Source organism: Halorussus ruber, assembly GCF_004765785.1.
GTDB classification, from domain to species: Archaea; Halobacteriota; Halobacteria; order Halobacteriales; family Haladaptataceae; genus Halorussus; species Halorussus ruber.
Genome location: NZ_ML219768.1, coordinates 420370 through 443770, shown reverse-complemented (window position 1 = coordinate 443770; position 23401 = coordinate 420370). Strand labels below are relative to the sequence as shown.

Below are 23401 nucleotides of genomic sequence, written 5' to 3'. Positions count from 1 at the left end.
GCTGGTGAGATGTCCGGCGTTGAGTCCAATTAAACCGCAGGCTCCTCCGGTTGTAGTGCTCCCCCGCCAATTCCTTTAAGTTTCATCCTTGCGGACGTACTTCCCAGGCGGCTCGCTTCTCGGCTTCCCTACGGCACAGCGCTGGCTCGTAGCCAACGCCACACCTAGCGAGCATCGTTTACAGCTAGGACTACCCGGGTATCTAATCCGGTTCGTGACCCTAGCTTTCGTCCCTCACCGTCGGGTCCGTCTTCTCGAGGCGCTTTCGCCACCGGTGGTCCGTCCAGGATTACGGGATTTCACTCCTACCCCGGACGTACCCCTCGAGTCTTCCGGCCCCAAGCCAGCTGGTTTCCGCCGGACGCCCACGCGTTAAGCGCGTGGATTTCCCGACGGACCTGTCTGGCTGGCTACGGACGCTTTAGGCCCAATAATAGCGGCCATCACTCGGGCTGCCGGTATTACCGCGGCGGCTGGCACCGGTCTTGCCCAGCCCTTATTCGTACACCTCCCTACGGTGTACAAAAGCGAGGACTATATGCCCTCGCACTCGGAGTCCCCTTATCGCACTATCGTGCAGTGTAAAGTTTTCGCGCCTGCTGCGCCCCGTAGGGCCCGGAATCTTGTCTCAGATTCCGTCTCCGGGCTCTTGCTCTCACAACCCGTACCGATTATCGGCACGGTGGGCCGTTACCCCACCGTCTACCTAATCGGCCGCAGCCACACCCTATGGCGCCGGAGCGTTTCCAGTTTCCCTCACTCCAGAGTGGAAACCTTATTCGAGATTAGCCTCAGTTTCCCGAGGTTATCTCGATCCATAGGACAGTTTGGCCACGTGTTACTGAGCTATCTGCCACGAGTATGAACTCGTGCGACTAGCATGGCTAAAGCGGACTCCGATAGCAATGGCCTCCGGCAGGATCAACCGGAATGGTTGCCGAGCAGAATGCTCGGTGGGTTTCTGGCGGAGACACGCTATCGTGTCTATCTTCTAGGTCCGTCAGTTCGACGACCCCTAACCACTTCGTTGGTCGGGTGTCACCGAACTGCCAGGGCTAACATCAGATCCCATCGTGTACGGCGGACCGCAGGGGTGGAATCCTCATTTCCTTCGGACCTGAACGTTGGCTTCGATTGGTCTTAAACCCATCGAAGTTCGCTCGCAGTCCGAGACTGCGGAGCGAGTTGAACGCTCCGCAAATCGCATCGAATCTTTCTCTGCATTACGGTTCAAGGAACCCGCATTACTTAAGGGTTCCGAACCGCGTTCGTCCTTCGGTGGGAAGACCCCCGAAGGCTCGCCACATCCAATCCGAGTACCCAGTTACACTTAAGGGCGTCGGATTGAGTGCGGTGCGTTCCTCGCAAATCGCACGAGGGCGCTCACACCCAATCCAAGTCCCCCAGTACACTTAAGGGCGTCGGATTGGAGCTTGTTTCGGAAGACCGGCCGAGACGCCGTAAAAAGGCGTCGATTCTCGCCGTCTTCCGGAGGCCCAAACCGCCGGACCTCGTTCGCATTCAAACGAATGGCCGGGTTACACTTAAGGCCGTCGAACCAAGCCGCCTTCGCGGTGAATTGGCGTGGCAACCCCGTCACGCGATTTCACGATTCTCGATGACGGGCTCTTCTCTAATATCTCGGGACGGTATCGCTGAAACAAGCGGCCGTTACCGACGACAATTCGAGCAGTTCGACTCTCGAAGCGACCGAGCGTCGGGAAATGTAGCGCGGGAGGAGAACGCACCGGTCATTCTGCGCGTCGTGCGCGTCGTCGCGGCGGGTGGTACCCGCGCAGGTAGTGCTACGGAGCGCTGGCCCAATAATCTCACCTATCTCTCGCTCGCGTACGCGAAGAACACTAGTAACTAGTCGAAACGATGAAAATGGATAAGAGTTGTTCCCGACCGGCTACTCATCGAGGTGTTCGATGCCTTGCTTCGAGACGTTGGCTTCGGTAATCTCGTCCGGCATCCAGTCGGGCTTGTCGTCGGGGGCCGATTCGTGCCACGCCCAGCCTTCGTAGATGTGTACTTTGTCGGTGCCTTTTTCTCGAAGCCGAATCTCTGTTCGGTCGGCAGCGTCTTCGGACGACGCCGGGTCGAGGCGTCGGGCCGCTTTCAGCGCGGCCTGCCGAGGAGTGTTCCCCGAGAAGACACTACTCTCGTCACCGTCGGTTCCTCGAAGTGCAAAATTCCGCTTACCGTCTTCACGTACCATGGTTTTCTCCTCCATGCCAACCCAGCACAGGACCAATTATAAATATATCGCCGATGTGAGCCATTTTCATCGAAATTTTTATATAGGCCGCTTTCACCGTCCGGCGGTTTACCCCGAAAGCGCGCAGACATCGACCCGTATCGCACCAGATAAGTCGAGTGACATCGTAGGGCCCAACGAATGGGAGCGGGGTCAGTCGGTAGAAAACACTTAAGTATAATCTGGGGCGAACTTACGAATACGATACCGCGATGGTACGGAAAAAGAAGCTTAGCCCTAGTGGCGCGAAAGGCGAGGACGGCGAGTATCACAACGTCCACATTAACCTGCACGAGGACGAACTCGCCGTCGCTGGCATGGACATCGGCGACGAGGTGTTCGTGCGCGTCAGGGAAGACAAAATCATCATTCAAAAAGCCGACAAAGACGAGGTCGAACACGAGTTCTAAGTCGGAACGAGGGCTTTTTGCCGCCGGAGGCGGGGTAGTCCTACAATGAACGTCTACCAGTTGGTGAAACCGCTTCTGTTCGGTCTTCCCGCCGAGACCGCACACGATGCGGTCCACGCCGGGCTGCGATTCTCGCAGGGAACCCCGATAGCCGACGCGCTCCGCTCGCGCTACCGCGTGGACGACGACCGGCTCCGCGTCGAAGCGTTCGGCCAGCAGTTCGACAATCCCGTCGGCGTCGCCGCCGGGTTCGACAAGAACGCCCAACTCCCCGAGATGCTGTCGAGCCTCGGCTTCGGCCACGTCGAGGTCGGCGGCGTCACGGCCGACCCCCAGTCGGGCAACCTGCGCCCGCGGATGTTCCGCCTGCGCGAGGACGAGGGCATCATCAACCGGATGGGCCTGAACAATCACGGCGCGGACGTGGTCGGCGAGCGCCTCGCCGCGACCGACACGGACGTGCCGGTCGGCGTCAACCTCGCCAAGACCGAACACGTCGCCATCGACGACGCGCCCGAGGACTACCGCTACACCTACGAGCAGGTCGCCGACGGCGGGGACTTCTTCGTCGTCAACGTCTCCTGCCCCAACTCCGAGGGCTTTCGGGACCTCCAGAACCGCGACTCGATGGAGGCCATCCTCACGACCCTGCAGGACGCGGGCGCGAGTCCACTCCTCGTCAAACTCTCGCCGGACCTCCCCGACCCCGCAGTCGAGGACGCGCTGGACCTCGTAAACGAACTCGGACTCGACGGCGTCATCGCCACCAACACCACGACCGACCGCCCCGACACCCTCCGGAGCCACAACCGCGCCGAGGAGGGCGGCCTCTCGGGCAAGCCCATCGAACCGCGCGCGACCCAGATGGTCCGGTTCGTCGCCGAGCGCGTGGACGTGCCGGTCGTCGGCGTCGGCGGCGTCTTCACCGCCGAGGACGCCTACCGGAAGTTACGCGCGGGCGCGCACGTAGTTCAATTATATACTGGCCTCGTCTATCGCGGCCCGTCCATCGCTCGGGACATCAACGAGGGCTTACTCGACCTGCTGGAGCGCGACGGCTTCGACTCCGTCGAGGACGCCGTCGGCGCGGACTTGGAGTAAATCGCGGTTCCGAAGGTTCGTTTTCTACGTCGGCGCGCGGGAGCAACTGAGCGAAGCGAAAAAATGCCGAAAAAGAGATTATTCGAGCGCGTCGAGGCGGAACTCGAACCCTGCGACGGGGAGTTCGAGGTCGTGTTCGACCAGCACCTCGGGGTGAATCTCGCCGATGACGCCCGCGCTCTCGCCGTCCATCACGACTTCCGCCGCGCGCCCGTCGATGAACGTGGGGTGGTCGGTCGCTGGCGTTTCGAGGTCCACGTCGAAGTTGCGCGCGATGGCCTGCAGTCGGGCCTTGGCGTCCTCGTAGGAGGCGTCGTGGCGCGCGAGCACTCCGGCGACGGTCCGATGCTCGGCGAGACCGGTGTTCTCGCTCTCGTCGACACGGGCCGCGAAGCCGATTTCCGCGAGGTCCTGCGGATAGGCCCGGTGGGTGTTGTTCTCCAGCACCATCATGAGCGAGGGGAGCGCCCACGTCCGGAGCATGGTGTAGTCCTCGCTGTAGGGTTCGAGGATGGTCGCGGGTTCGTCCGCGCCGAGAACGTCGTCCGCGTCCTCCTCGCCGTCTTCGCTCGGGCGGGAGAGACCCATCCGGTCGAAGTTCTCGGCCTCGTTTATCATGTGGAAGTTCAGCAGGTCCTCGAAGCCGAGGCCGACCAGCACCTCGCGGGCGGCGTCTTCGAGTCACCGTCGGGTCCGTCTTCTCGAGGCGCTTTCGCCACCGGTGGTCCGTCCAGGATTACGGGATTTCACTCCTACCCCGGACGTACCCCTCGAGTCTTCCGGCCCCAAGCCAGCTGGTTTCCGCCGGACGCCCACGCGTTAAGCGCGTGGATTTCCCGACGGACCTGTCTGGCTGGCTACGGACGCTTTAGGCCCAATAATAGCGGCCATCACTCGGGCTGCCGGTATTACCGCGGCGGCTGGCACCGGTCTTGCCCAGCCCTTATTCGTACACCTCCCTACGGTGTACAAAAGCGAGGACTATATGCCCTCGCACTCGGAGTCCCCTTATCGCACTATCGTGCAGTGTAAAGTTTTCGCGCCTGCTGCGCCCCGTAGGGCCCGGAATCTTGTCTCAGATTCCGTCTCCGGGCTCTTGCTCTCACAACCCGTACCGATTATCGGCACGGTGGGCCGTTACCCCACCGTCTACCTAATCGGCCGCAGCCACACCCTATGGCGCCGGAGCGTTTCCAGTTTCCCTCACTCCAGAGTGGAAACCTTATTCGAGATTAGCCTCAGTTTCCCGAGGTTATCTCGATCCATAGGACAGTTTGGCCACGTGTTACTGAGCTATCTGCCACGAGTATGAACTCGTGCGACTAGCATGGCTAAAGCGGACTCCGATAGCAATGGCCTCCGGCAGGATCAACCGGAATGGTTGCCGAGCAGAATGCTCGGTGGGTTTCTGGCGGAGACACGCTATCGTGTCTATCTTCTAGGTCCGTCAGTTCGACGACCCCTAACCACTTCGTTGGTCGGGTGTCACCGAACTGCCAGGGCTAACATCAGATCCCATCGTGTACGGCGGACCGCAGGGGTGGAATCCTCATTTCCTTCGGACCTGAACGTTGGCTTCGATTGGTCTTAAACCCATCGAAGTTCGCTCGCAGTCCGAGACTGCGGAGCGAGTTGAACGCTCCGCAAATCGCATCGAATCTTTCTCTGCATTACGGTTCAAGGAACCCGCATTACTTAAGGGTTCCGAACCGCGTTCGTCCTTCGGTGGGAAGACCCCCGAAGGCTCGCCACATCCAATCCGAGTACCCAGTTACACTTAAGGGCGTCGGATTGAGTGCGGTGCGTTCCTCGCAAATCGCACGAGGGCGCTCACACCCAATCCAAGTCCCCCAGTACACTTAAGGGCGTCGGATTGGAGCTTGTTTCGGAAGACCGGCCGAGACGCCGTAAAAAGGCGTCGATTCTCGCCGTCTTCCGGAGGCCCAAACCGCCGGACCTCGTTCGCATTCAAACGAATGGCCGGGTTACACTTAAGGCCGTCGAACCAAGCCGCCTTCGCGGTGAATTGGCGTGGCAACCCCGTCACGCGATTTCACGATTCTCGATGACGGGCTCTTCTCTAATATCTCGGGACGGTATCGCTGAAACAAGCGGCCGTTACCGACGACAATTCGAGCAGTTCGACTCTCGAAGCGACCGAGCGTCGGGAAATGTAGCGCGGGAGGAGAACGCACCGGTCATTCTGCGCGTCGTGCGCGTCGTCGCGGCGGGTGGTACCCGCGCAGGTAGTGCTACGGAGCGCTGGCCCAATAATCTCACCTATCTCTCGCTCGCGTACGCGAAGAACACTAGTAACTAGTCGAAACGATGAAAATGGATAAGAGTTGTTCCCGACCGGCTACTCATCGAGGTGTTCGATGCCTTGCTTCGAGACGTTGGCTTCGGTAATCTCGTCCGGCATCCAGTCGGGCTTGTCGTCGGGGGCCGATTCGTGCCACGCCCAGCCTTCGTAGATGTGTACTTTGTCGGTGCCTTTTTCTCGAAGCCGAATCTCTGTTCGGTCGGCAGCGTCTTCGGACGACGCCGGGTCGAGGCGTCGGGCCGCTTTCAGCGCGGCCTGCCGAGGAGTGTTCCCCGAGAAGACACTACTCTCGTCACCGTCGGTTCCTCGAAGTGCAAAATTCCGCTTACCGTCTTCACGTACCATGGTTTTCTCCTCCATGCCAACCCAGCACAGGACCAATTATAAATATATCGCCGATGTGAGCCATTTTCATCGAAATTTTTATATAGGCCGCTTTCACCGTCCGGCGGTTTACCCCGAAAGCGCGCAGACATCGACCCGTATCGCACCAGATAAGTCGAGTGACATCGTAGGGCCCAACGAATGGGAGCGGGGTCAGTCGGTAGAAAACACTTAAGTATAATCTGGGGCGAACTTACGAATACGATACCGCGATGGTACGGAAAAAGAAGCTTAGCCCTAGTGGCGCGAAAGGCGAGGACGGCGAGTATCACAACGTCCACATTAACCTGCACGAGGACGAACTCGCCGTCGCTGGCATGGACATCGGCGACGAGGTGTTCGTGCGCGTCAGGGAAGACAAAATCATCATTCAAAAAGCCGACAAAGACGAGGTCGAACACGAGTTCTAAGTCGGAACGAGGGCTTTTTGCCGCCGGAGGCGGGGTAGTCCTACAATGAACGTCTACCAGTTGGTGAAACCGCTTCTGTTCGGTCTTCCCGCCGAGACCGCACACGATGCGGTCCACGCCGGGCTGCGATTCTCGCAGGGAACCCCGATAGCCGACGCGCTCCGCTCGCGCTACCGCGTGGACGACGACCGGCTCCGCGTCGAAGCGTTCGGCCAGCAGTTCGACAATCCCGTCGGCGTCGCCGCCGGGTTCGACAAGAACGCCCAACTCCCCGAGATGCTGTCGAGCCTCGGCTTCGGCCACGTCGAGGTCGGCGGCGTCACGGCCGACCCCCAGTCGGGCAACCTGCGCCCGCGGATGTTCCGCCTGCGCGAGGACGAGGGCATCATCAACCGGATGGGCCTGAACAATCACGGCGCGGACGTGGTCGGCGAGCGCCTCGCCGCGACCGACACGGACGTGCCGGTCGGCGTCAACCTCGCCAAGACCGAACACGTCGCCATCGACGACGCGCCCGAGGACTACCGCTACACCTACGAGCAGGTCGCCGACGGCGGGGACTTCTTCGTCGTCAACGTCTCCTGCCCCAACTCCGAGGGCTTTCGGGACCTCCAGAACCGCGACTCGATGGAGGCCATCCTCACGACCCTGCAGGACGCGGGCGCGAGTCCACTCCTCGTCAAACTCTCGCCGGACCTCCCCGACCCCGCAGTCGAGGACGCGCTGGACCTCGTAAACGAACTCGGACTCGACGGCGTCATCGCCACCAACACCACGACCGACCGCCCCGACACCCTCCGGAGCCACAACCGCGCCGAGGAGGGCGGCCTCTCGGGCAAGCCCATCGAACCGCGCGCGACCCAGATGGTCCGGTTCGTCGCCGAGCGCGTGGACGTGCCGGTCGTCGGCGTCGGCGGCGTCTTCACCGCCGAGGACGCCTACCGGAAGTTACGCGCGGGCGCGCACGTAGTTCAATTATATACTGGCCTCGTCTATCGCGGCCCGTCCATCGCTCGGGACATCAACGAGGGCTTACTCGACCTGCTGGAGCGCGACGGCTTCGACTCCGTCGAGGACGCCGTCGGCGCGGACTTGGAGTAAATCGCGGTTCCGAAGGTTCGTTTTCTACGTCGGCGCGCGGGAGCAACTGAGCGAAGCGAAAAAATGCCGAAAAAGAGATTATTCGAGCGCGTCGAGGCGGAACTCGAACCCTGCGACGGGGAGTTCGAGGTCGTGTTCGACCAGCACCTCGGGGTGAATCTCGCCGATGACGCCCGCGCTCTCGCCGTCCATCACGACTTCCGCCGCGCGCCCGTCGATGAACGTGGGGTGGTCGGTCGCTGGCGTTTCGAGGTCCACGTCGAAGTTGCGCGCGATGGCCTGCAGTCGGGCCTTGGCGTCCTCGTAGGAGGCGTCGTGGCGCGCGAGCACTCCGGCGACGGTCCGATGCTCGGCGAGACCGGTGTTCTCGCTCTCGTCGACACGGGCCGCGAAGCCGATTTCCGCGAGGTCCTGCGGATAGGCCCGGTGGGTGTTGTTCTCCAGCACCATCATGAGCGAGGGGAGCGCCCACGTCCGGAGCATGGTGTAGTCCTCGCTGTAGGGTTCGAGGATGGTCGCGGGTTCGTCCGCGCCGAGAACGTCGTCCGCGTCCTCCTCGCCGTCTTCGCTCGGGCGGGAGAGACCCATCCGGTCGAAGTTCTCGGCCTCGTTTATCATGTGGAAGTTCAGCAGGTCCTCGAAGCCGAGGCCGACCAGCACCTCGCGGGCGGCGTCTTCGAGTTCCGACCGAGCGTGTCTGCCGCCGACCGTCCCCACGTCGGGGTAGCGCGGTTCGAGTTCGTTGAAACCGTAGGCCCGGCCCACGTCGTCCACGATGTCGAGGGGGTGAAGCACGTCAACCCGGTAGGGCGGGACCGCGACTTCGTAGGCGAGTTCACCGTCAGACGAAGTCTGACGAGCCTCCGAGTCGTCCGACTCGGAGACGCCGTCGCCGACCTCCTCTGTCTCGGCGTCGAGGCCCGAGCGTTCCAGCAGGTCGATGACGCGCTCGGCGCTCAGGTCGATGCCGAGCATGCTCTCGATTCGCTCGTGGGTCACCGTCTTCTCTCGGACTTCGAAGTCGGGTCGCACGAGGGTTCGGTCCGCGTAGTTGACCACGACCTCCTCGACTTTCGCACCGCGGGCGTCGAGGGCGTAGCAGATGATGTTGCACATGTGGTCGATGGTCCACTGGTCGGTGCCCGTCAACTCGACGAACAGGTCCCGCGAGTCGGTCGAGACCTCGGTCCGGCGACCGTTGATGACCGGCGGGAAGGAGAACAGCCCGATGTCGTCGTAAATCGCGGGATACCGGTCGTACGCTTCCACGAGGTCGGCGTAGGTCTCGCCGGTCGGATGCGAGCGCAGAACGTCTTCGGGCGTCATCTCGGCGTCCGAGTCCAGCGGGACGAACCGGTCGCCGTCCGGTTCGATGCCCCGGTAGGTGATGGACTTGCCGAGTTCCGACCCTTCCTCGGTGACGGCCTCGCCCTTGAGCATCGTCAGGTCGTGGATGCCGATGGCACCCTTCGCGCGCTTGCGGCCCATCGTGGCGTGGAGTTTCTCCTGCAACTGGATGAGCGAGTCCAGCGCCTCGTCGTCCAAGTCCACGTCGCGGATGACCGCGCCCGTGACGTAGGGACGCTCGTCGGGCACACTCTCCTCGACTTCGATAGTCCAGTCGGCGTCGTTCGTGTTCGGAACGTAGACCCCGCGGTCGTCGCCGTACTGGTAGCGCAGCGAGCGCGCGACGCCTTCGACGCTCAGCCGGTCGAGGCGGTCGGGCGCGAACTCCAGTTGGAGGTCGCCCTCGTCGGTTCGGCCCTCGAATTCGAGGCCGAGCGCGAACAGGTCGTCGATGAGTTCGTCGTCTCCCTTCTCGTCGTGGCCGGTCAGGTCCCGGAGTTCGTCGGGGTTCACGTCTACGACTGGCATCAGTGTAGCACCTCCGTCTCCCGCAGCAGTTCGAGGTCACACAGCGTCCCGTGGATGTCTCGGATGTCCTCGAAGCCGTACATCAACATCAGCAGGCGTTCGAGCGAGAGGCCCCACGCCATCACGTCGCAATCGACGCCGAGGGGTTGGAGGACCTCCTCGCGGAACATCCCGCTGTTGCCGACCTCGACCAGTTCGCCCGTGGTCGGATGCTCGCCGAACAGCTCGAAGCTCGGCTCCGTGTAGGGGTTGTAGTGGGGCTTGTACTGCAGGTCGGTGATGCCGAACTGCTCGTAGAACTCCTCGAAGGTCCCCATCAGGTCCCGCACCGACAGGTCCTCGGCCATGACCCACCCCTCGATTTGGAAGAACTCGAGCAGGTGGGTCGGGTCGAGGGTGTCGTTTCGGTACACCTTCTCGACGCTGAAGAACCGCTGAGGAGGCTCCAAGTCGCCGATTTCGTGGCCCGAGAGGTAGCGCATCGACAGCGAGGTCGTGTGGCCCCGGAGCGCGATGGCCCGCGCGAAGTCCTCGGACCACGGCGAGTGGTAGCCCTCGCCGTCCTCGCCGACGCCGTTGTGGTGGGCGTCCTCGACGCGCTCCACGAGGTCCTCGGGCAGGTCGCGGATTTCGGTCGGATTCGAGAGCGCGAATCGGTCCCAGTGGGTCCGGGCCGGGTGGTCTTGGGGCATGAACAGCGCGTCGTTGATCCAGAAGTCCGCGTCGGCGTGGGGACCTTCCATCTCCTCGAAGCCCATCCCGACCAGCGTGTCCTTCACGCGGTTGGCGGTCTGGCGCAGGATGTGGGTCTTCCCGCCGTCGAGGCGCTCGGCGTCGGCCTCGACGTTGTACTCGGCGAACTCCACGTCCCGCCACTCGCCGGAGGTCAGCATCTCGGGCGTGAGTTGACCCACGGTCTCGGCCGTCTCGACGCCCTCCATCATCAGCACGTCCACGGCGTCGTCGGTCAGCGTGACCGAGCGGACTGTCGATTCCGAGACGGTGACGAGGCCTCTACTCTCCAACTGCTCGACCACGCCGCCGTCTTCGACCGACTCGCCCGCGGCGAGCGCGGCGAGGGCCTGTGCCTCGGCGTCGCTCTCGGGGTCGGCATCGGGGTCGGCGGTAATCTCGCCGCTCTCGATGGTGCCGTAGCCCTTCCGGGCGTAGTTCGACAGCGCGATGTCCACCTGCGGCCCTTCGAGTCCGGACTGGCCGATGATTCGGCCCATCTGGGCGGGGTCCTCGTCGGCCCCGGCGTCCATCGCGGCCTCGTAGAGTCGGACCTCGGGCAGGCCGTCTTCGACGTATTCGCGGCCCTCCTCGGTGAGTGCGACCGACTCCTCGGTGGACTCGGAGACCTCGACGAGGCCCTCGTCCTCCAACTCGAAGGCCGCGCCCGAGATGGTCTCGGGCTTCTGGCCGGTCTCGTCGGCTAATTGCTCGAAAGTCTGTGCCTCGTTCGCGCTCGCGGTCTGAAGTACCGCGGCCTGTGATTCGGGTAGTTTCATCGTCCGTTGGCTCTCTTTGTCGTTACGTGCCCGTGCGGCCGCTTATCGTTTCTGAAGCGCGGTCGTCTCTGCGCTGAAGCGCGGCCGTCTCTGCGACGCTCGCACCGCTGGTCGGCGACCGCGCGCGAGCGGTTTCGTCCCGGTCGGAGTCTCCGCCGACCGGGAGTCCGCCGCTCGTCAGGGCGCGAAGAAAAAGCCGAACCCCGCACGCTGGTCCCGCGGCTTGCGAACGCTACCACCGGTCTGGGGTTCGGATGGCATACGCGGGAGTTGTTCGTAATCCGTGAAAAACGTTCCGGGGGTGCGCGAAGGCGTCGAGGACGAGACTCGACGCTGTGTTCAGCGTGTTCATCAACCGTTACACGCAACTAATCGTCTATTAAAGGAATAAAAAGTTGGCTTAGAACTCGCGCTGGATGATTTCCAGCGTCTCCTCGCGGTCGTCCCAGTCCACGAAGACCGCGACGCTGGTCGCGCTGGTGATGAGGTCGTGGATGGTGATCTGGTTCTCCGAGAGGGAGTTGACCAGCTCGCGGATGACGCCCGATTGGCTCGGGAGTTCCCCGCCGACCACGCGGACGACCGCCACGTCGTCGTCCACGGTGACGCTCGACAGCGAGTCCTGCTCGATGACCTCGCGGTGGAGGATGTTCTCGGCGCGCTCGGCCACCGACTCGTCCACGTAGAACGTGATGGAGTCCATCCCGCTGGAGGTCGCGTCGACGTTGATGTCGCTGTCGCCGAGCGCGGTCGAAAGCTCCTGGAGGATTCCCGGTCGGTTCCGAATCGCCCGACCCGCGACGGTGAGGCAGGCGAGTGGCTCCTCGCGCATGTCCACGAGGTTCTCGAACTCGCCGGTCACGTCGGTCCCGCCAGCCAGCAGGTCGCCGTGCTGGTAGTGGACCACCCGGACGCGCAGGTTCTCGTTCTTGTACGAGAGCGCGCTGGGCGCGACCACCTCAGCGCCCCGGAAGGAGAGGTTCCGGAGTTCGTCCACCGAGATTTCGCCGACGTTCCGCGCGCCCTCCACGACGTGGGGGTCGCCGGTCATGACGCCCTCGACGTCGGTCACGATGACGACTTCGTCGGCGTCCATGTAGTTGCCGAGCATCACGGCGGTCGTGTCTGACCCGCCCCGGCCGAGCGTGGTCACGTTGCCCTCGGGGTCCTCGGCGAGGAAGCCGGTGATGACCGGGACGACGTCGTCTAACTCCGCGGTGAGTTCGGCGGCGGCCTTCTTGGTTCGCTCGGCGTCGAGTTCGCCGCGCTCGTCGGTGAACACCGGCCAGCGGTCGCTCCCGGGTTCCACGAAGACGGCCTCGACTCCGCGGGCCGCGAGCGCGGCCTTCAGCATCCGGACGCTGGTGCGCTCGCCCATGCTGACGATTTCGGCGCGGTCCTGCTCCTCGGTCTCGAACTCGATTTCGTTCAAGAGTTCGTCGGTGGTGTCGCCCATCGCGCTGGCGACGACCGCGATTTCGTGGCCCTGCGCCACCGCGTCGGCCACCGAGTCGGCCGCCCGATTGATTCGGTCGCCGCTCCCGAGACTGGTGCCGCCGAACTTGGCTACTACTCGCATGCTATCACCTGCGAGTCACGAAAACCCCGTACGAGACGCTGATGCATGAGAGGAGCTAACTCAGGAACGCAGATAACTGCTTTCATGTCTGAGAAGCTTGCCAACCGGCGTTCTTGCTGGCGTGATTTCACTTCCCGAGCTGGCTACTGGTCGGCCTCGGTCGGGACCGACTCGTGGTCGCTGTGCCCGCCGTCTTCGTGCCCGCTGTCCTCGCGCTCCCCATCCTCGCGGCCACCGCCCTCGTAGGTGTCGCCCGCCTCCTCCTCGTAGGTGTCACCTGTCTCCTCGTATGTCTTCTCCATCTCGGCGATGGGGTCGAACGTGACCAGTCCCTTCCCGGCGGTGAACTCGTAGGCGACCCACTCGGGAATCGCCAGCACGCCGTTCATCTTCCGGATGCGGATGCGCTTGATGAGCGTGTCGGCCACGATTTCGGGGTTGACCTGCATGTCCACGATGCCGTCCACCGCGTAGCCGAGGTCGTTGGGGAAGGTCTTCTCCTCGCCCGTGACTGTCCCGCCAGCGAAGACGGGGACGAACCGACCCTTGCAGATGTCGGCCCGGATGTCCTTGACGAAACTGTACGCCTGCACCGGCTGGACCAGCGAGCCGAACTCGGTCAGCGAGTCGATGACGACCACGCCGCAGTCGCTCATCCGCAGGCCCTCGAGGCAGTTGTCGAGTTTGTTGTGGAGTTCGCTCACGTCGCTGGGGTCGCGGACGGTCTGGGTGACCGGGCGCGTGATGTCGTAGATGTGGCGGTTCCACTCGTCCATCCGGTCGAACATGCGCTCGCGGTCTTGGCCCTCCATCCGGTAGGTGAAACAGTCTACGATGTGGAGTTGGCCCGACTCCAGATACGGCAGGACGTTCCAGTCCAGCGAGAGAAAGCTCTCGACCACCGAGATGGGCGGTTCGGTGAACGTGACGAACGCCGCGGGTTCGTTGCGCTCCAGGGCCCGCCAGACGAGTTCGGACCGCAGGGCGTCGTCGCGCGCGCCTTCGTCGTTGGCCAGCAGGACGAACGAGTTCCGGGGGAACCCCTGCGGGAGGTACTTGTCGAGGCCCGAGATGCCGGTCCGAATCCGTCGGAAGCCGTGATACTCGATGAACACCCGGTCGTTCTCGACCATCGCGTCCCGGCAGGCCTCGGTGCAGAACTCGTAGCTCTCGTCCTCGCACTCCAACTCCACCGGGTCGGTCGGATACGGGAGTCGGCAGAAGTCGCAGTGGTCGGAGTTCGGACTCTCGCTACCGGAGTCCGTCTCGTTACCGGAGTCCACCTCCTCGATACCGGAGTACGAGTCGGGGCCGTCACGACCCCGCTCCGAGTCGGACTCGTCGCCACCGAGGTCGTCCGTGTTATCCATACCCACGACTAGGTGCGAGAGCGAAAAAGCCCTGTGCGTCCGAGGACGGGCTGACACATCCGGCGGCTGAGAGACGCATCCAGCATCTCCGGCAGCTGAGAGACGCATCCAGCATCTCCGGCAGCTGAGAGACGCATCCAGCATGTGAGAGACACACCGGCATCTGAGACACCGACTGTTCGGCAATCCGGAAGATGCGTAGACGGCGAAGGCGGAGGCGGTCAGTCGAGCGCCCCGCGAGTTTTAACTTAGTCGGGGAACGAAATGTGAACAATGCGCGTGCGAGATGCGGTCGAAGAGGACGGGGTGGTACTCGGCGAACTCGCCGACGCTCCCGCCGAGGTGATGCGCAACGTAATCCACGACCGGACGGTTCGAGTGGCAGAGAAACCAGTCGCAGAGTCGGGCGACGGTCGGGAGGACGACGGGAGCGCCGAGAGCGACGGAACCGGTCAAAACGATGAAAGCGACGAGACTGGCGAGAACGACGCCGAAGTCGTCGGATTCGTCGGGTTCGACGCGATGCCCGGAACGGTTCGCGTGACCTACCTCCGCGGGACGCCCGAGGCCCGCGAGCAACTGCTGAAAGAACCGGTCCGGTTCGCCCGCAAGGAGGAGATGAGCGTCGAGGCGCTGGTCCCCGAGGACGAGGCGGAGACGAAGCAAGTGGTCGAAGCCGCGGGGTTCCGCCAGACCGGGACCGGACCGCGGTTCGACGGCGGTCGGACGCTGGAATACCGACTCGAACCGGCCTGAGAGGGCAAGGCTCCGAGACGTGGACAGTGTATCAATCCCCCGGATGAAGGCGGACCCCTCTGTTTCGGGTGGAAAGCGTCTTCGGAATCGGTCGCTCAGTTTCGACTGAACTGCCGGACGGTCATATCGAGCGTGTCGAGGTCCAGAATCGGCGCGAACCCGGCGTCAGGGTCGATGTTCACCGACTTTTGGAAGGCAGTCTGTTCCTGCCAGCATCCGGAGTTGACCGCCAGCACGTTGTGATACTTGCCCCATCCGAGCTTGTGGACGTGGCCGGTGTGGAACACGTCGGGCACGGTGTCCATCACGAGGTAGTCTTTCTCCTCGGGCGCGAGGCGAGTCTTGCCGCCGAACTGGGGCGCGACGTGGCGCTTCTTCAGTAGCTGGTACATCGCCTTATGGGGTTCGTCGTAGTTGGCCTTCTCGTCGGGGAGTTCCGCGATGACCTCGTCCAGCGAGACGCCGTGGTACATCAGGATGTCCACGCCCTCGACCGTCACCGTCGAGGGGTTGCCCGAGATGCGAGCGTCGTGGACCGACATGATGTCCCGTAGCTCCTCATCGAATCCGGGTTGGGGTTCGGCGAGGCGGACCGCGTCGTGGTTGCCCGGAATCATCAGAATCTCCATGTCGCCGGGCACCTCCTTGAGGTACTCCGAGAACTGCTCGTACTGCTCGTAGATGTCGATGATGTCCAACTCCTCGTCTTGGTCGGGGTAGACGCCGACGCCCTCGACCATGTCGCCAGCGACGAGGAGGTACTCGACGTGTTCGGCCTCCTCGGTGTGGAGCCAGTCGGCGAACCGCGACCACGCGTCGGCCATGAACTCCTGACTGCCGACGTGGACGTCGCTGATGAGCGCGGCCTGGACGTGGCGGTCGGCGGTCGAGGGTTTGTAGGTCCGGGGCACGTCGGGGAAGTACAGCGAGTCCACGAACAGGATGCCGTCCCCGTCGTCGTTGTCGTCCGAGAGGGTCCCCTCGACCGCGATGACCTCGTCGTGAAGGAGTTCGTCCACCGCGTCGGCGAAGTCCCTGTCCTTCATGACGAGACAGGGGTAGGTTCCGCTGGTGTCCTCTAACTCGATTAGCCAGTGTCCGCTGGCGGTCGAGCGGATGTCGCTGACCATCCCGACGATGGCGGTTTCGCCCCCGCCGGGCATCGACTGGACCGCCGAGGTCGGCCGGGCGTTGACCCGCGAGCGCAACTGCTTGCTGAGGCGCTTGAACCGGTCGCGGAACACCGAGACGAAGTCCTCGTACTCGCCGGTCCCGGTACTCTCGCCCGTGATGTCGCCCTCGATTTCGAGCGAGCGCGCGTCGAGGTTCGGGTCCCGAACCGACTCCTCGGGCCGGGACACGTCGATGAGGCCGTCGCCGGGGTCCGAATCGTCGCCTCCGACCTCGTTCGCTCGGTCGTCTGCCTCGCTCTCCCCACTTCCAACCCCCTTTGTTTCACCTGGAGAACCCGACTCTTCACCCGAGTTGTTTCCGGAATCATGTCCAGTCGAAACTGGGGTGTTACCGTTTCCGTCGGCGGACTCTTCGAGGATTCGCTCGACGTGGTCGGCCGAGAGTTTCAGCGCCTCGTCGGGCGCGCGCTCGACCACCGCGTCGAGCGCGGCATTCGGGTCGTCGGCCCCCGCCAGCAGGGTCACGGCCTCGCGGTCGGCGTTGTAGCCGCGACTGGTGAGTTCGCTGACGATACGAGCGGGCGTCTCCAGCGGCACGTTCATCCAATTTCGGGGGTTCGTCAAAAGGATAGCGGAGCGCGGTAGGGTGCGGTACGCCGCGACACCCCGAACATCCGTCGGGAGGCGGTCGAACCCGAGCAAAGCAATATTCTTATTTCTTAGACACGTCTAATTGTTTGTTCCCGCACCGAATCGGATTCGGATCAGATTCCGAGTCGCTCACGACGCGCACCCGGAAAATTGACAACCTCAGAAGGGCAAGGTGAGTCCGATGAGTTCTTCCCGAGACGGTCCATCGTCCGACGAGGACGACCCTGACAGTTCGCGTACCTCGTCGGACCTGCGGTCCGGCGGCGCGGCGACCGACGGGGGCGAACGCGAGCAGGGGTCAGGTCCGCTCGCGCTCGTCCGTCGGTTCCGTCGGAGCGACAACGAGGTGGTCGTGTTCGTCCGCGAGATGTTGAGTAGCGCCGGAATCGTGCTGGCCATCGGTCTTCTCCTCTTCGCAGTCAGCGGCGTCTGGCCCCCGATGGTCGCCATCGAGAGCGGGAGCATGGAACCCCAGATGCAGAAGGGCGACCTCGTGTTCATCATGGACGAGGGCCGCCTCGTGCCCGACGCCGCCCAAGCGGGAACTGGCATCGTGACGTACAAGGCGGGCCAGCAGTCCGGATACAAGAGCTTCAACAGCTACGGAGACGTGATAATCTACAAACCGGACGGGAGGGACTACGAGACGCCCATCATCCATCGCGCCCGCTTCTGGGTCGAGGAGGGCGAGAACTGGTACGACGAGGCCGACAAGCGGTACATCGACGCCGAGAACTGCCAGCAGTTGACCAACTGCCCCGCCCCGAACGCCGGATTCATTACCAAGGGCGACGCCAACAGCTTCTACGACCAAGCGGCGTGGGGCGGTAGCGCGCTCAGCGACCCCGTGAAGCCCAGTTGGGTCCGCGGCACCGCCGAGGTCCGCATCCCGTGGCTCGGGTGGGTCCGCCTCCAGTTCTCGGGCGCGGCGTACGTCGCTCCGACCTCGGTCTCGACGACTTCACTCTCGACCACACCGCTCGTCGCTCCCGGCGTGGCCGCTGTTTCGACTGCGTAGCGCCGACCGACGCTTTTCGAGAAGTCGACCGAGCGAGCAACCCCCTGGTTTCGTGTGAAACAACTTTCAGAAGCGGGCGAGTTGTCGAGGAGCGGAAGCGAGCGCGAGCGAAATTCCAAAAACTCAGTTGTCGAACCGGGCCTGCACGAACGGTTGGACGTTCTCGATGTCGCCGAGTCGGGAGTCGGACATCAGCACCGCCTCGGTCTCGTCGATGGGCACCGAGAGGCTGATTTCCTTGGTCCGGCCGTACCGACCCTTGCTGACGACCACCGCGTTGACGATGCCGAGCATGTCGAGTTCGCTGATGAGGTCGGTGACTCTGCGCTGAGTGAGGACGTCCGCGTCTATCTCCTCGCAGAGGCGCTTGTAGATGTTGTAGACCTCGCCGGTGTTGATGTTGTGGACGCCGTTCTTCTCCAGCGAGATGATAGAGAACAGGACGAGTTTCGACTGAGTGGGCAGAGTCCGGACCACCTCGACCACGCGGTCCAACTCGATTTTCTCCTGTGCCTTCCGGACGTGGGTCTCGTTGACTCCCTCGGCTTGGTCGCGCTCGGCGAGTTCGCCCGCGGTCCGGAGGAGGTCCAGCGCGCGCCGGGCGTCGCCGTGTTCCTGCGCGGCGAACGCGGCGCAGAGCGGAATCACGTCGTCGCTGAGCGCGTCGGCCTTGAACGCGACTTCCGCGCGGTGCTGGAGGATGTCCCGCAACTGGTTGGCGTCGTAGGGCGGGAAGACGATTTCCTCCTCGCCCAGCGAGGACTTGACGCGCGGGTCGAGGAAGTCGGTGAACTTCAAGTCGTTGCTGATGCCGATGATGGAGACCCGCGAGTTCTCCAACTCGGAGTTCATCCGCGAGAGGTTGTAGAGGGTGTCGTCGCCCGACTTCTCGACCAGTTTGTCGATTTCGTCCAGCATGATGACGACCACGCGCTCCTCGTAATCGACGGCCTCGAAGAACGTGTTGTAGACGCGGTCGGTCGGCCACCCGGTCATGGGCACCGACTCCATCTCCTCGCGGTCGTCTTCTAGTTCTTTCACGCGCGCGTCGATGGCGTCCAGCGACTCGAACTCGGTGTCGAGGAGACGGCCGGGGTCGGCGGCGGCCTCCTCGCGGAGAATTTCGAGTTCTTCGACCCGATTGTCTACGAACTCCTGGTTGTTCTCGATGAACTTGTTGGCGAGTTGCGCCAGCACTCGGTACTGCGTGTCGGTGACCTCGCAGTTGATGTACTCGACGTTGCAGGGTACGTCGTACTTCTGCGAGGTGCTTTCGAGTTCCTTGCTGACGAACTTCGCGCTGGCCGTCTTGCCAGTCCCGGTCTTGCCGTAGATGAGGATGTTCGACGGCGTCTCGCCCCGGAGAGCGGCGACGAGAATCGTCGCCATGTTGTTGATCTGGTCCTTCCGGTGGGGAAGCTCGTGGGGCGTGTACGACGGCCGCAGGACCTCCTTGTTCTCGAATATCGGTTCGCCGGACAGCAGGTCGTCGAACAGCCCCTGGTCGTCGTCCTCCTCCTCGAAGACAACGTCGTCCAGGTCGACGTTGTCGAAGCTTCGGTCGGGACTGACATCGACCCCGTCGTCCGTCGGTTGAGTGTTTTCGTCAGACATGCGTTCGTGCCGACCCCTCCGTTTCAGGTGGAAGACGCGCAACGCGCGGGCCAATTTCGGCGAAATCGACCGCCAGCGCCGGGATATGAAGGCCGAGAAGTTGCGAGCGCGTCCACTTGATGCAGGAGAACCAAAGGTCCAGCAGGGTATTAAACTCTTTCTTCTCTCTGTTCACTCGAATAAAACCGGAAAATCAACCGCGAAGAGGCCTGAGAGCGCGAATTAATCGCCGAAGTCCGTCGGTGAAGACGGCGCTACCGGCGGGAAACGAGGAGTTTCGGAGCGGGTGACGGTCTTCTCCGAGCCTTGGTGGTGCCCTCTGTTTCGAGCGAAACAGGGTGTCGAGCGAAGCAGGGCTGGCGGGCGAAACAGGGGTGTCGAGTGGTGGGAGACGAGAGGACAGCGCTCAGTAGTCTCTGCGACGACCGCCAGCCGAGGTGGCGCCCGAGAGCCACGGTGACGCTCGCCAACCGAAACCACGACCGGGAAACGAGATGTCGGGGCCGGATTCGAAAACCCGTCTATTTCGGATGGAACGTTGTCGTGTAGGTAAAAGCTTCTATTCAGTCAAAAGATCCTACTTAGACTCACACAAATTCCTACTTGGACCCACCTAAAATTCCTACTTAGATAAAATTCCCACGGTGAAGCCACAGTGAGGCTCGCGGTGAAACGCCATCGGTCTTTCCCGGTGAAGCGTTCCCCGATAGCGGACAGAAGACTTGGTGGTTCACAGTGGCCGATGGGGTCATATGGCAAGGCACCTCCCCCACCCCTTCGTTTCGAGTGGAGCGGACGAAGGGCGGGGTGGGGAGGGGTGGTCCTAAATACCGGAACCTTTAGTAGGGCAGAAGAAAAACAATATCTGTAAACCAGAATTATCTGTTATTTTCGGGCGTGTTTCGGTTGGAACAACGCCGCCGCGAACACCCCTCCCCGTCTTCCGACAGTTCCACCTGAAACGAAGGGGTGGGGGTGGTCCGAATTTCTCTCGACTCTCAGTCGGACCCGTGTTTTCCAAGCCTCGATTTTCCGAGTCTACGTTCCCGTCGGAACTTCTGACTTCTCTTCGAGTTCGGCCTCCCTTCAAACTCGACTTCCCTTCGTCTCCTCTTCGTCTCGACTTTGACTTCAGCTATGCGACTTTTGCCCTCGACGTCTTCCCGAGTCACGTCTCTTTCTCCGAGCCGTGTCTTGCCCGAGTCACCTCTCGGTCGAGCCACTTCAGACTTGACTCGGGATTTTCTGATACTGACCTGGAACTTTCTCATTCCTGCTTTCTCTCATTTCTACTACTCCCTCATCTCTACTCGATTCTTTGGCTCGAATCGCATCTCCCGTCTCCTTCGCCGGTTCGTCCGCGTCGCCTCGCTCACCTCGGTTGTTTCTCGCTCCCACAACCCCTCTGTTTCAACTGGAGATTCTTCTCCGCTTCTGAAATCTCGCCACAGACTTCCCTTCCCTACCTCCCGGTTCCACCTGAAAGGCACCGGGTTCTGCTTCTCCTCCGTCGCTGACGTGGGCTTCAGTCCTGAGACGTCTCCAAATACCCGCGATTAGGAGGTCCAAAACCCCGAGACATTAGTTTCAATGTCCGAAATTGGTCATTTTTTCCGAGGGGTGTCTGACGTAGGTTTAAGTGGGTGGGATATAGTTGTTCGCGCAACAGCCCCCGTGACGGTTTTCGCTCGCCGATAGTGGGGTCTGGGAGGAAAGGATGGGATTGTTTACCGACCTGAAAGACAGCATTGCCCGCGTTACGGACAAGCTCTTCTCCGCACAGGAGCCCAAGCGTATCGGAATTTACGGCCCGCCGAATGCCGGAAAGACGACCCTCGCCAACCGCATCGCCCGTGATTGGACCGGCGACGCGGTCGGCCCCGAGAGTCACATTCCACACGAAACCCGCCGGGCTCGACGCAAGGAGAACGTAGAAATCGAACGCAACGGCAACACGGTGTCCATCGACATCGTGGACACGCCGGGCGTGACGACCAAAGTCGATTACGAGGAGTTCCTCGACCACGACATGGAGAAAGAGGACGCCGTGCGTCGCTCCCGCGAGGCCACCGAAGGCGTCGCGGAGGCGATGCACTGGCTCCGGGAGGACGTCGAGGGCGTCATCTACGTGCTGGACAGCACGACCGACCCCTTCACGCAGGTCAATACCATGCTCATTGGTATCATCGAGAGTCAGGACCTCCCGGTCCTCATCCTCGCCAACAAGACTGACCTCGAAGATTCGAGCGTCCAGCGCATCCGAAACGCCTTCCCTCAGCACGAGACGATTCCGCTCTCGGCGCTCGAAGGCGACAACATGGACGAAGTGTACGACAAAATCGCGGAGTACTTCGGGTGATACCATGCCAGAAGTGACTGGAAACGACCCCGACGACGGCGTGCAAATCGACCTCATCGGTGCCGACCGGATGTCGGAGATGGCGTCGATGGAGAAGATTCGGATGATTCTCGACGGGGTTCGAGACGGCAACATCGTCATCCTCGAAACCGGGCTCTCGCCCGACGAGGAGAGCAGGCTCATCGAAGTGACGATGACCGAAATTAGCCCCGACGAGTTCAACGGCATCGAAATCGAGACTTACCCCCGGTCCGAAACCGCGGATCAGAGCTTCCTCGACCGGTTGATGGGCAAAGAATCGACCCGGAAGCTCACGGTCATCGGCCCGGCGAACCAAATCGAGACGCTCCACAAAGACGAGAACCTCATCAGCGCGCTCGTCTCACGCAAATAATGCCCCACCAGTGTACCACCTGCGGGCGGACGTTCGAAGACGGCTCGAAAGAGATGCTCTCGGGCTGTCCGGACTGCGGCGGGAACAAGTTCCAGTTCCAGCCGTCCGGTGGCGCGAACGCTGGCGGTAGCGCCAAGAACGGCGCGGGTGGAGGGGCCACGTCCGCCGCGACCGCACCGAAGAAGACGCCCGAGAACGCGCGAACAGCCGAGAGTGCGCGAACTGCTGGGACCGATACCGTCGGAAACAGCGCGTCCGCACCCGAAACAGGGAGCGACGACCGAAACAGCGCCAGCAACGACCGGAACAGCGCCGTCAACCGAGCGGCCGCGACGGTCCGAGACTGGGTCGGCAAGCGAGACAACACTCCGCGAGACGACGCCACGGACGACCCTGCGAGTGGTTCGACCCGAAAGGACACCCCGGCTCAGCGAAAGGACGCTTCGGCCCGAACAGACCCTTCCGCCCCGAGCGCAACAGGTCCTTCCGACCCGAGCGCGGAGGATTCCGCGCAGGCCAGCGCCCGCCGGGACGTGGTGACCGAATCGGAACTTCCCGACGAACCGCCCCAAAACGTCGCGGACGCTGCTGACTCGGAGGCCGCCGCACCCCAGAATGGCGAGGTCGTCAGCGCGCCCGACGACGAGAGTCCGGGACTGAAGGAACTCCGCGAGGAGCTAAACAGCCAGTTCGAGAGCATCCGCATCGTGGAACCCGGCCAGTACGAACTCAACCTGATGGAACTGTACGAGCGCGAGGAGTACATCATCTCGCTGCAGGAAGACGGCAAGTACGTCATCGAGGTCCCCGACGCGTGGGACGCGAGCAACCGCTGATTTTCGGTATTTTGTAGCCGAGTTCGAGTGCGCCGAGTCGATAGCAGTCGAGTACCAGCAAGCCGTCGCGCCTTGGCAAAACTGTTTACGGAAGTGCAAGGAGAAAGCCCGGTCGTTCAGGACGGGGATGAATCCGACAAGTCATCCACAAACCACACTCGACGTGCCGAACGGATGTTTTAAGTAATCAGTAACCATAATACTATTCAACCGAGGCGGCCTGCCCGCCTCTCCTAATCGGACAATATCGGGATTCCCCGATTCCACGCAGAAGACACCCTCTTCTGTCTCAGGAATCAGGGTGTGGTAAGCGAAA

At 62.4% G+C, this 23401-nt stretch carries 18 protein-coding genes, 1 rRNA gene and 1 other annotated feature; of the genes, 9 read left to right on the top strand and 10 right to left on the bottom strand.

The genetic code is table 11. The features are described 5' to 3' along the window. Both EPL01_RS02210 and EPL01_RS02205 read right to left on the bottom strand, forming a co-directional pair. Positions 1 to 932 (bottom strand): 16S ribosomal RNA (locus EPL01_RS02210); the annotation flags it as partial. 980 nt (positions 933 to 1912) lie between these two features. Beyond that, positions 1913 to 2221, bottom strand: coding sequence for a non-histone chromosomal MC1 family protein (locus tag EPL01_RS02205; protein ID WP_135823614.1), 309 nt, complete (start codon positions 2219 to 2221; stop codon positions 1913 to 1915). A gap of 251 nt (positions 2222 to 2472) precedes the next feature. Between EPL01_RS02205 and EPL01_RS02200 the strand changes: the two genes are divergently transcribed. Continuing rightward, a complete protein-coding gene (locus tag EPL01_RS02200) occupies positions 2473 to 2670 on the top strand; it encodes a hypothetical protein (protein ID WP_115798291.1) in 198 nt (65 codons plus the stop codon). Between the two features lie 45 nt (positions 2671 to 2715). After that, positions 2716 to 3771, top strand: a complete 1056-nt coding sequence (locus tag EPL01_RS02195; protein WP_135823613.1) for a quinone-dependent dihydroorotate dehydrogenase — start codon at positions 2716 to 2718, stop codon at positions 3769 to 3771. Positions 3772 to 3849: 78 nt separating this feature from the next. Here EPL01_RS02195 and EPL01_RS02190 read toward each other — a convergent pair whose 3' ends face one another. Together EPL01_RS02190 and EPL01_RS02185 are read right to left on the bottom strand one after the other, a co-directional pair. Beyond that, the gene (locus EPL01_RS02190; RefSeq protein WP_210424039.1) at positions 3850 to 4389 is read right to left on the bottom strand and encodes a class-II aminoacyl-tRNA synthetase family protein; all 540 of its coding nucleotides are present in this window, start codon (positions 4387 to 4389) and stop codon (positions 3850 to 3852) included. A 10-nt stretch (positions 4390 to 4399) separates the two neighbouring features. Beyond that, positions 4400 to 5150 (bottom strand) — a sequence feature (16S ribosomal RNA rRNA prediction is too short). A 980-nt stretch (positions 5151 to 6130) separates the two neighbouring features. After that, complete coding sequence (locus EPL01_RS02185) at positions 6131 to 6439, bottom strand: non-histone chromosomal MC1 family protein (protein ID WP_135823614.1); 309 nt, start codon at positions 6437 to 6439, stop codon at positions 6131 to 6133. A 251-nt stretch (positions 6440 to 6690) separates the two neighbouring features. Between EPL01_RS02185 and EPL01_RS02180 the strand changes: the two genes are divergently transcribed. Both EPL01_RS02180 and EPL01_RS02175 read left to right on the top strand, forming a co-directional pair. Further along, the gene (locus EPL01_RS02180) at positions 6691 to 6888 is read left to right on the top strand and encodes a hypothetical protein (RefSeq protein WP_115798291.1); all 198 of its coding nucleotides are present in this window, start codon (positions 6691 to 6693) and stop codon (positions 6886 to 6888) included. A gap of 45 nt (positions 6889 to 6933) precedes the next feature. Beyond that, positions 6934 to 7989, top strand: a complete 1056-nt coding sequence (locus EPL01_RS02175) for a quinone-dependent dihydroorotate dehydrogenase (RefSeq protein ID WP_135823613.1) — start codon at positions 6934 to 6936, stop codon at positions 7987 to 7989. 78 nt (positions 7990 to 8067) lie between these two features. Here the strand turns inward: EPL01_RS02175 and pheT are convergent, their stop codons facing one another. From pheT to EPL01_RS02155, 4 genes are all read right to left on the bottom strand, one after another. After that, on the bottom strand, positions 8068 to 9864 hold the full coding sequence (gene pheT, locus EPL01_RS02170; RefSeq protein ID WP_135823612.1) for a phenylalanine--tRNA ligase subunit beta: 1797 nt from the start codon (positions 9862 to 9864) through the stop codon (positions 8068 to 8070). Beyond that, on the bottom strand, positions 9864 to 11375 hold the full coding sequence (gene pheS / locus EPL01_RS02165; RefSeq protein ID WP_135823611.1) for a phenylalanine--tRNA ligase subunit alpha: 1512 nt from the start codon (positions 11373 to 11375) through the stop codon (positions 9864 to 9866). Before pheS ends, pheT begins: the two co-directional genes overlap by 1 nt. A gap of 400 nt (positions 11376 to 11775) precedes the next feature. Further along, the gene (locus EPL01_RS02160) at positions 11776 to 12954 is read right to left on the bottom strand and encodes an aspartate kinase (RefSeq protein ID WP_135823610.1); all 1179 of its coding nucleotides are present in this window, start codon (positions 12952 to 12954) and stop codon (positions 11776 to 11778) included. Between the two features lie 143 nt (positions 12955 to 13097). Then, positions 13098 to 14324 carry an RAD55 family ATPase gene (locus EPL01_RS02155; protein ID WP_135823609.1) on the bottom strand — a complete coding sequence of 409 codons (1227 nt, stop codon included), beginning with the start codon at positions 14322 to 14324 and terminating at the stop codon, positions 13098 to 13100. A 273-nt stretch (positions 14325 to 14597) separates the two neighbouring features. On the opposite strand from EPL01_RS02155, the gene EPL01_RS02150 reads away from it, so the two are divergent. Beyond that, positions 14598 to 15080: a hypothetical protein gene (locus tag EPL01_RS02150; RefSeq protein WP_135823608.1), complete on the top strand. Its 483-nt coding sequence runs from the start codon at positions 14598 to 14600 to the stop codon at positions 15078 to 15080. A 95-nt stretch (positions 15081 to 15175) separates the two neighbouring features. On the opposite strand, the gene EPL01_RS02145 is transcribed toward EPL01_RS02150, so the two are convergent. Further along, positions 15176 to 16810: a DNA-directed DNA polymerase II small subunit gene (locus EPL01_RS02145; protein WP_210424038.1), complete on the bottom strand. Its 1635-nt coding sequence runs from the start codon at positions 16808 to 16810 to the stop codon at positions 15176 to 15178. A gap of 235 nt (positions 16811 to 17045) precedes the next feature. Here EPL01_RS02145 and EPL01_RS02140 point away from each other — a divergent pair, with 235 nt between their 5' ends. Beyond that, positions 17046 to 17882, top strand: a complete 837-nt coding sequence (locus tag EPL01_RS02140) for a S24/S26 family peptidase (RefSeq protein ID WP_135823606.1) — start codon at positions 17046 to 17048, stop codon at positions 17880 to 17882. 123 nt (positions 17883 to 18005) lie between these two features. On the opposite strand, the gene EPL01_RS02135 is transcribed toward EPL01_RS02140, so the two are convergent. Further along, positions 18006 to 19496 (bottom strand): Cdc6/Cdc18 family protein, encoded by a 1491-nt coding sequence (locus tag EPL01_RS02135; protein WP_135823605.1) that lies wholly within the window; start codon positions 19494 to 19496, stop codon positions 18006 to 18008. Between the two features lie 1717 nt (positions 19497 to 21213). On the opposite strand from EPL01_RS02135, the gene EPL01_RS02130 reads away from it, so the two are divergent. The 3 genes from EPL01_RS02130 to EPL01_RS02120 are packed head-to-tail and all read left to right on the top strand — an operon-like array spanning position 21214 to position 23085. Then, the gene (locus EPL01_RS02130) at positions 21214 to 21855 is read left to right on the top strand and encodes an Era-like GTP-binding protein (protein WP_135823604.1); all 642 of its coding nucleotides are present in this window, start codon (positions 21214 to 21216) and stop codon (positions 21853 to 21855) included. Positions 21856 to 21859: 4 nt separating this feature from the next. Then, a complete protein-coding gene (locus EPL01_RS02125) occupies positions 21860 to 22249 on the top strand; it encodes a DUF2073 domain-containing protein (RefSeq protein WP_135823603.1) in 390 nt (129 codons plus the stop codon). Next, positions 22249 to 23085 carry an OapC/ArvC family zinc-ribbon domain-containing protein gene (locus EPL01_RS02120; protein WP_135823602.1) on the top strand — a complete coding sequence of 279 codons (837 nt, stop codon included), beginning with the start codon at positions 22249 to 22251 and terminating at the stop codon, positions 23083 to 23085. Before EPL01_RS02125 ends, EPL01_RS02120 begins: the two co-directional genes overlap by 1 nt. Positions 23086 to 23401: the final 316 nt, after the last annotated feature.

What these genes read in the sequence shown, in the direction of transcription:
- EPL01_RS02205 (WP_135823614.1), bottom strand. Translation starts at nt 2,221, where the DNA reads ATGGTACGTGAAGACGGTAAGCGGAATTTTGCACTTCGAGGAACCGAC.
- EPL01_RS02200 (WP_115798291.1), top strand. Translation starts at nt 2,473, where the DNA reads ATGGTACGGAAAAAGAAGCTTAGCCCTAGTGGCGCGAAAGGCGAGGAC.
- EPL01_RS02195 (WP_135823613.1), top strand. Translation starts at nt 2,716, where the DNA reads ATGAACGTCTACCAGTTGGTGAAACCGCTTCTGTTCGGTCTTCCCGCC.
- EPL01_RS02190 (WP_210424039.1), bottom strand. Translation starts at nt 4,389, where the DNA reads ATGATAAACGAGGCCGAGAACTTCGACCGGATGGGTCTCTCCCGCCCG.
- EPL01_RS02185 (WP_135823614.1), bottom strand. Translation starts at nt 6,439, where the DNA reads ATGGTACGTGAAGACGGTAAGCGGAATTTTGCACTTCGAGGAACCGAC.
- EPL01_RS02180 (WP_115798291.1), top strand. Translation starts at nt 6,691, where the DNA reads ATGGTACGGAAAAAGAAGCTTAGCCCTAGTGGCGCGAAAGGCGAGGAC.
- EPL01_RS02175 (WP_135823613.1), top strand. Translation starts at nt 6,934, where the DNA reads ATGAACGTCTACCAGTTGGTGAAACCGCTTCTGTTCGGTCTTCCCGCC.
- pheT (WP_135823612.1), bottom strand. Translation starts at nt 9,864, where the DNA reads ATGCCAGTCGTAGACGTGAACCCCGACGAACTCCGGGACCTGACCGGC.
- pheS (WP_135823611.1), bottom strand. Translation starts at nt 11,375, where the DNA reads ATGAAACTACCCGAATCACAGGCCGCGGTACTTCAGACCGCGAGCGCG.
- EPL01_RS02160 (WP_135823610.1), bottom strand. Translation starts at nt 12,954, where the DNA reads ATGCGAGTAGTAGCCAAGTTCGGCGGCACCAGTCTCGGGAGCGGCGAC.
- EPL01_RS02155 (WP_135823609.1), bottom strand. Translation starts at nt 14,324, where the DNA reads ATGGATAACACGGACGACCTCGGTGGCGACGAGTCCGACTCGGAGCGG.
- EPL01_RS02150 (WP_135823608.1), top strand. Translation starts at nt 14,598, where the DNA reads ATGCGCGTGCGAGATGCGGTCGAAGAGGACGGGGTGGTACTCGGCGAA.
- EPL01_RS02140 (WP_135823606.1), top strand. Translation starts at nt 17,046, where the DNA reads ATGAGTTCTTCCCGAGACGGTCCATCGTCCGACGAGGACGACCCTGAC.
- EPL01_RS02135 (WP_135823605.1), bottom strand. Translation starts at nt 19,496, where the DNA reads ATGTCTGACGAAAACACTCAACCGACGGACGACGGGGTCGATGTCAGT.
- EPL01_RS02130 (WP_135823604.1), top strand. Translation starts at nt 21,214, where the DNA reads ATGGGATTGTTTACCGACCTGAAAGACAGCATTGCCCGCGTTACGGAC.
- EPL01_RS02125 (WP_135823603.1), top strand. Translation starts at nt 21,860, where the DNA reads ATGCCAGAAGTGACTGGAAACGACCCCGACGACGGCGTGCAAATCGAC.
- EPL01_RS02120 (WP_135823602.1), top strand. Translation starts at nt 22,249, where the DNA reads ATGCCCCACCAGTGTACCACCTGCGGGCGGACGTTCGAAGACGGCTCG.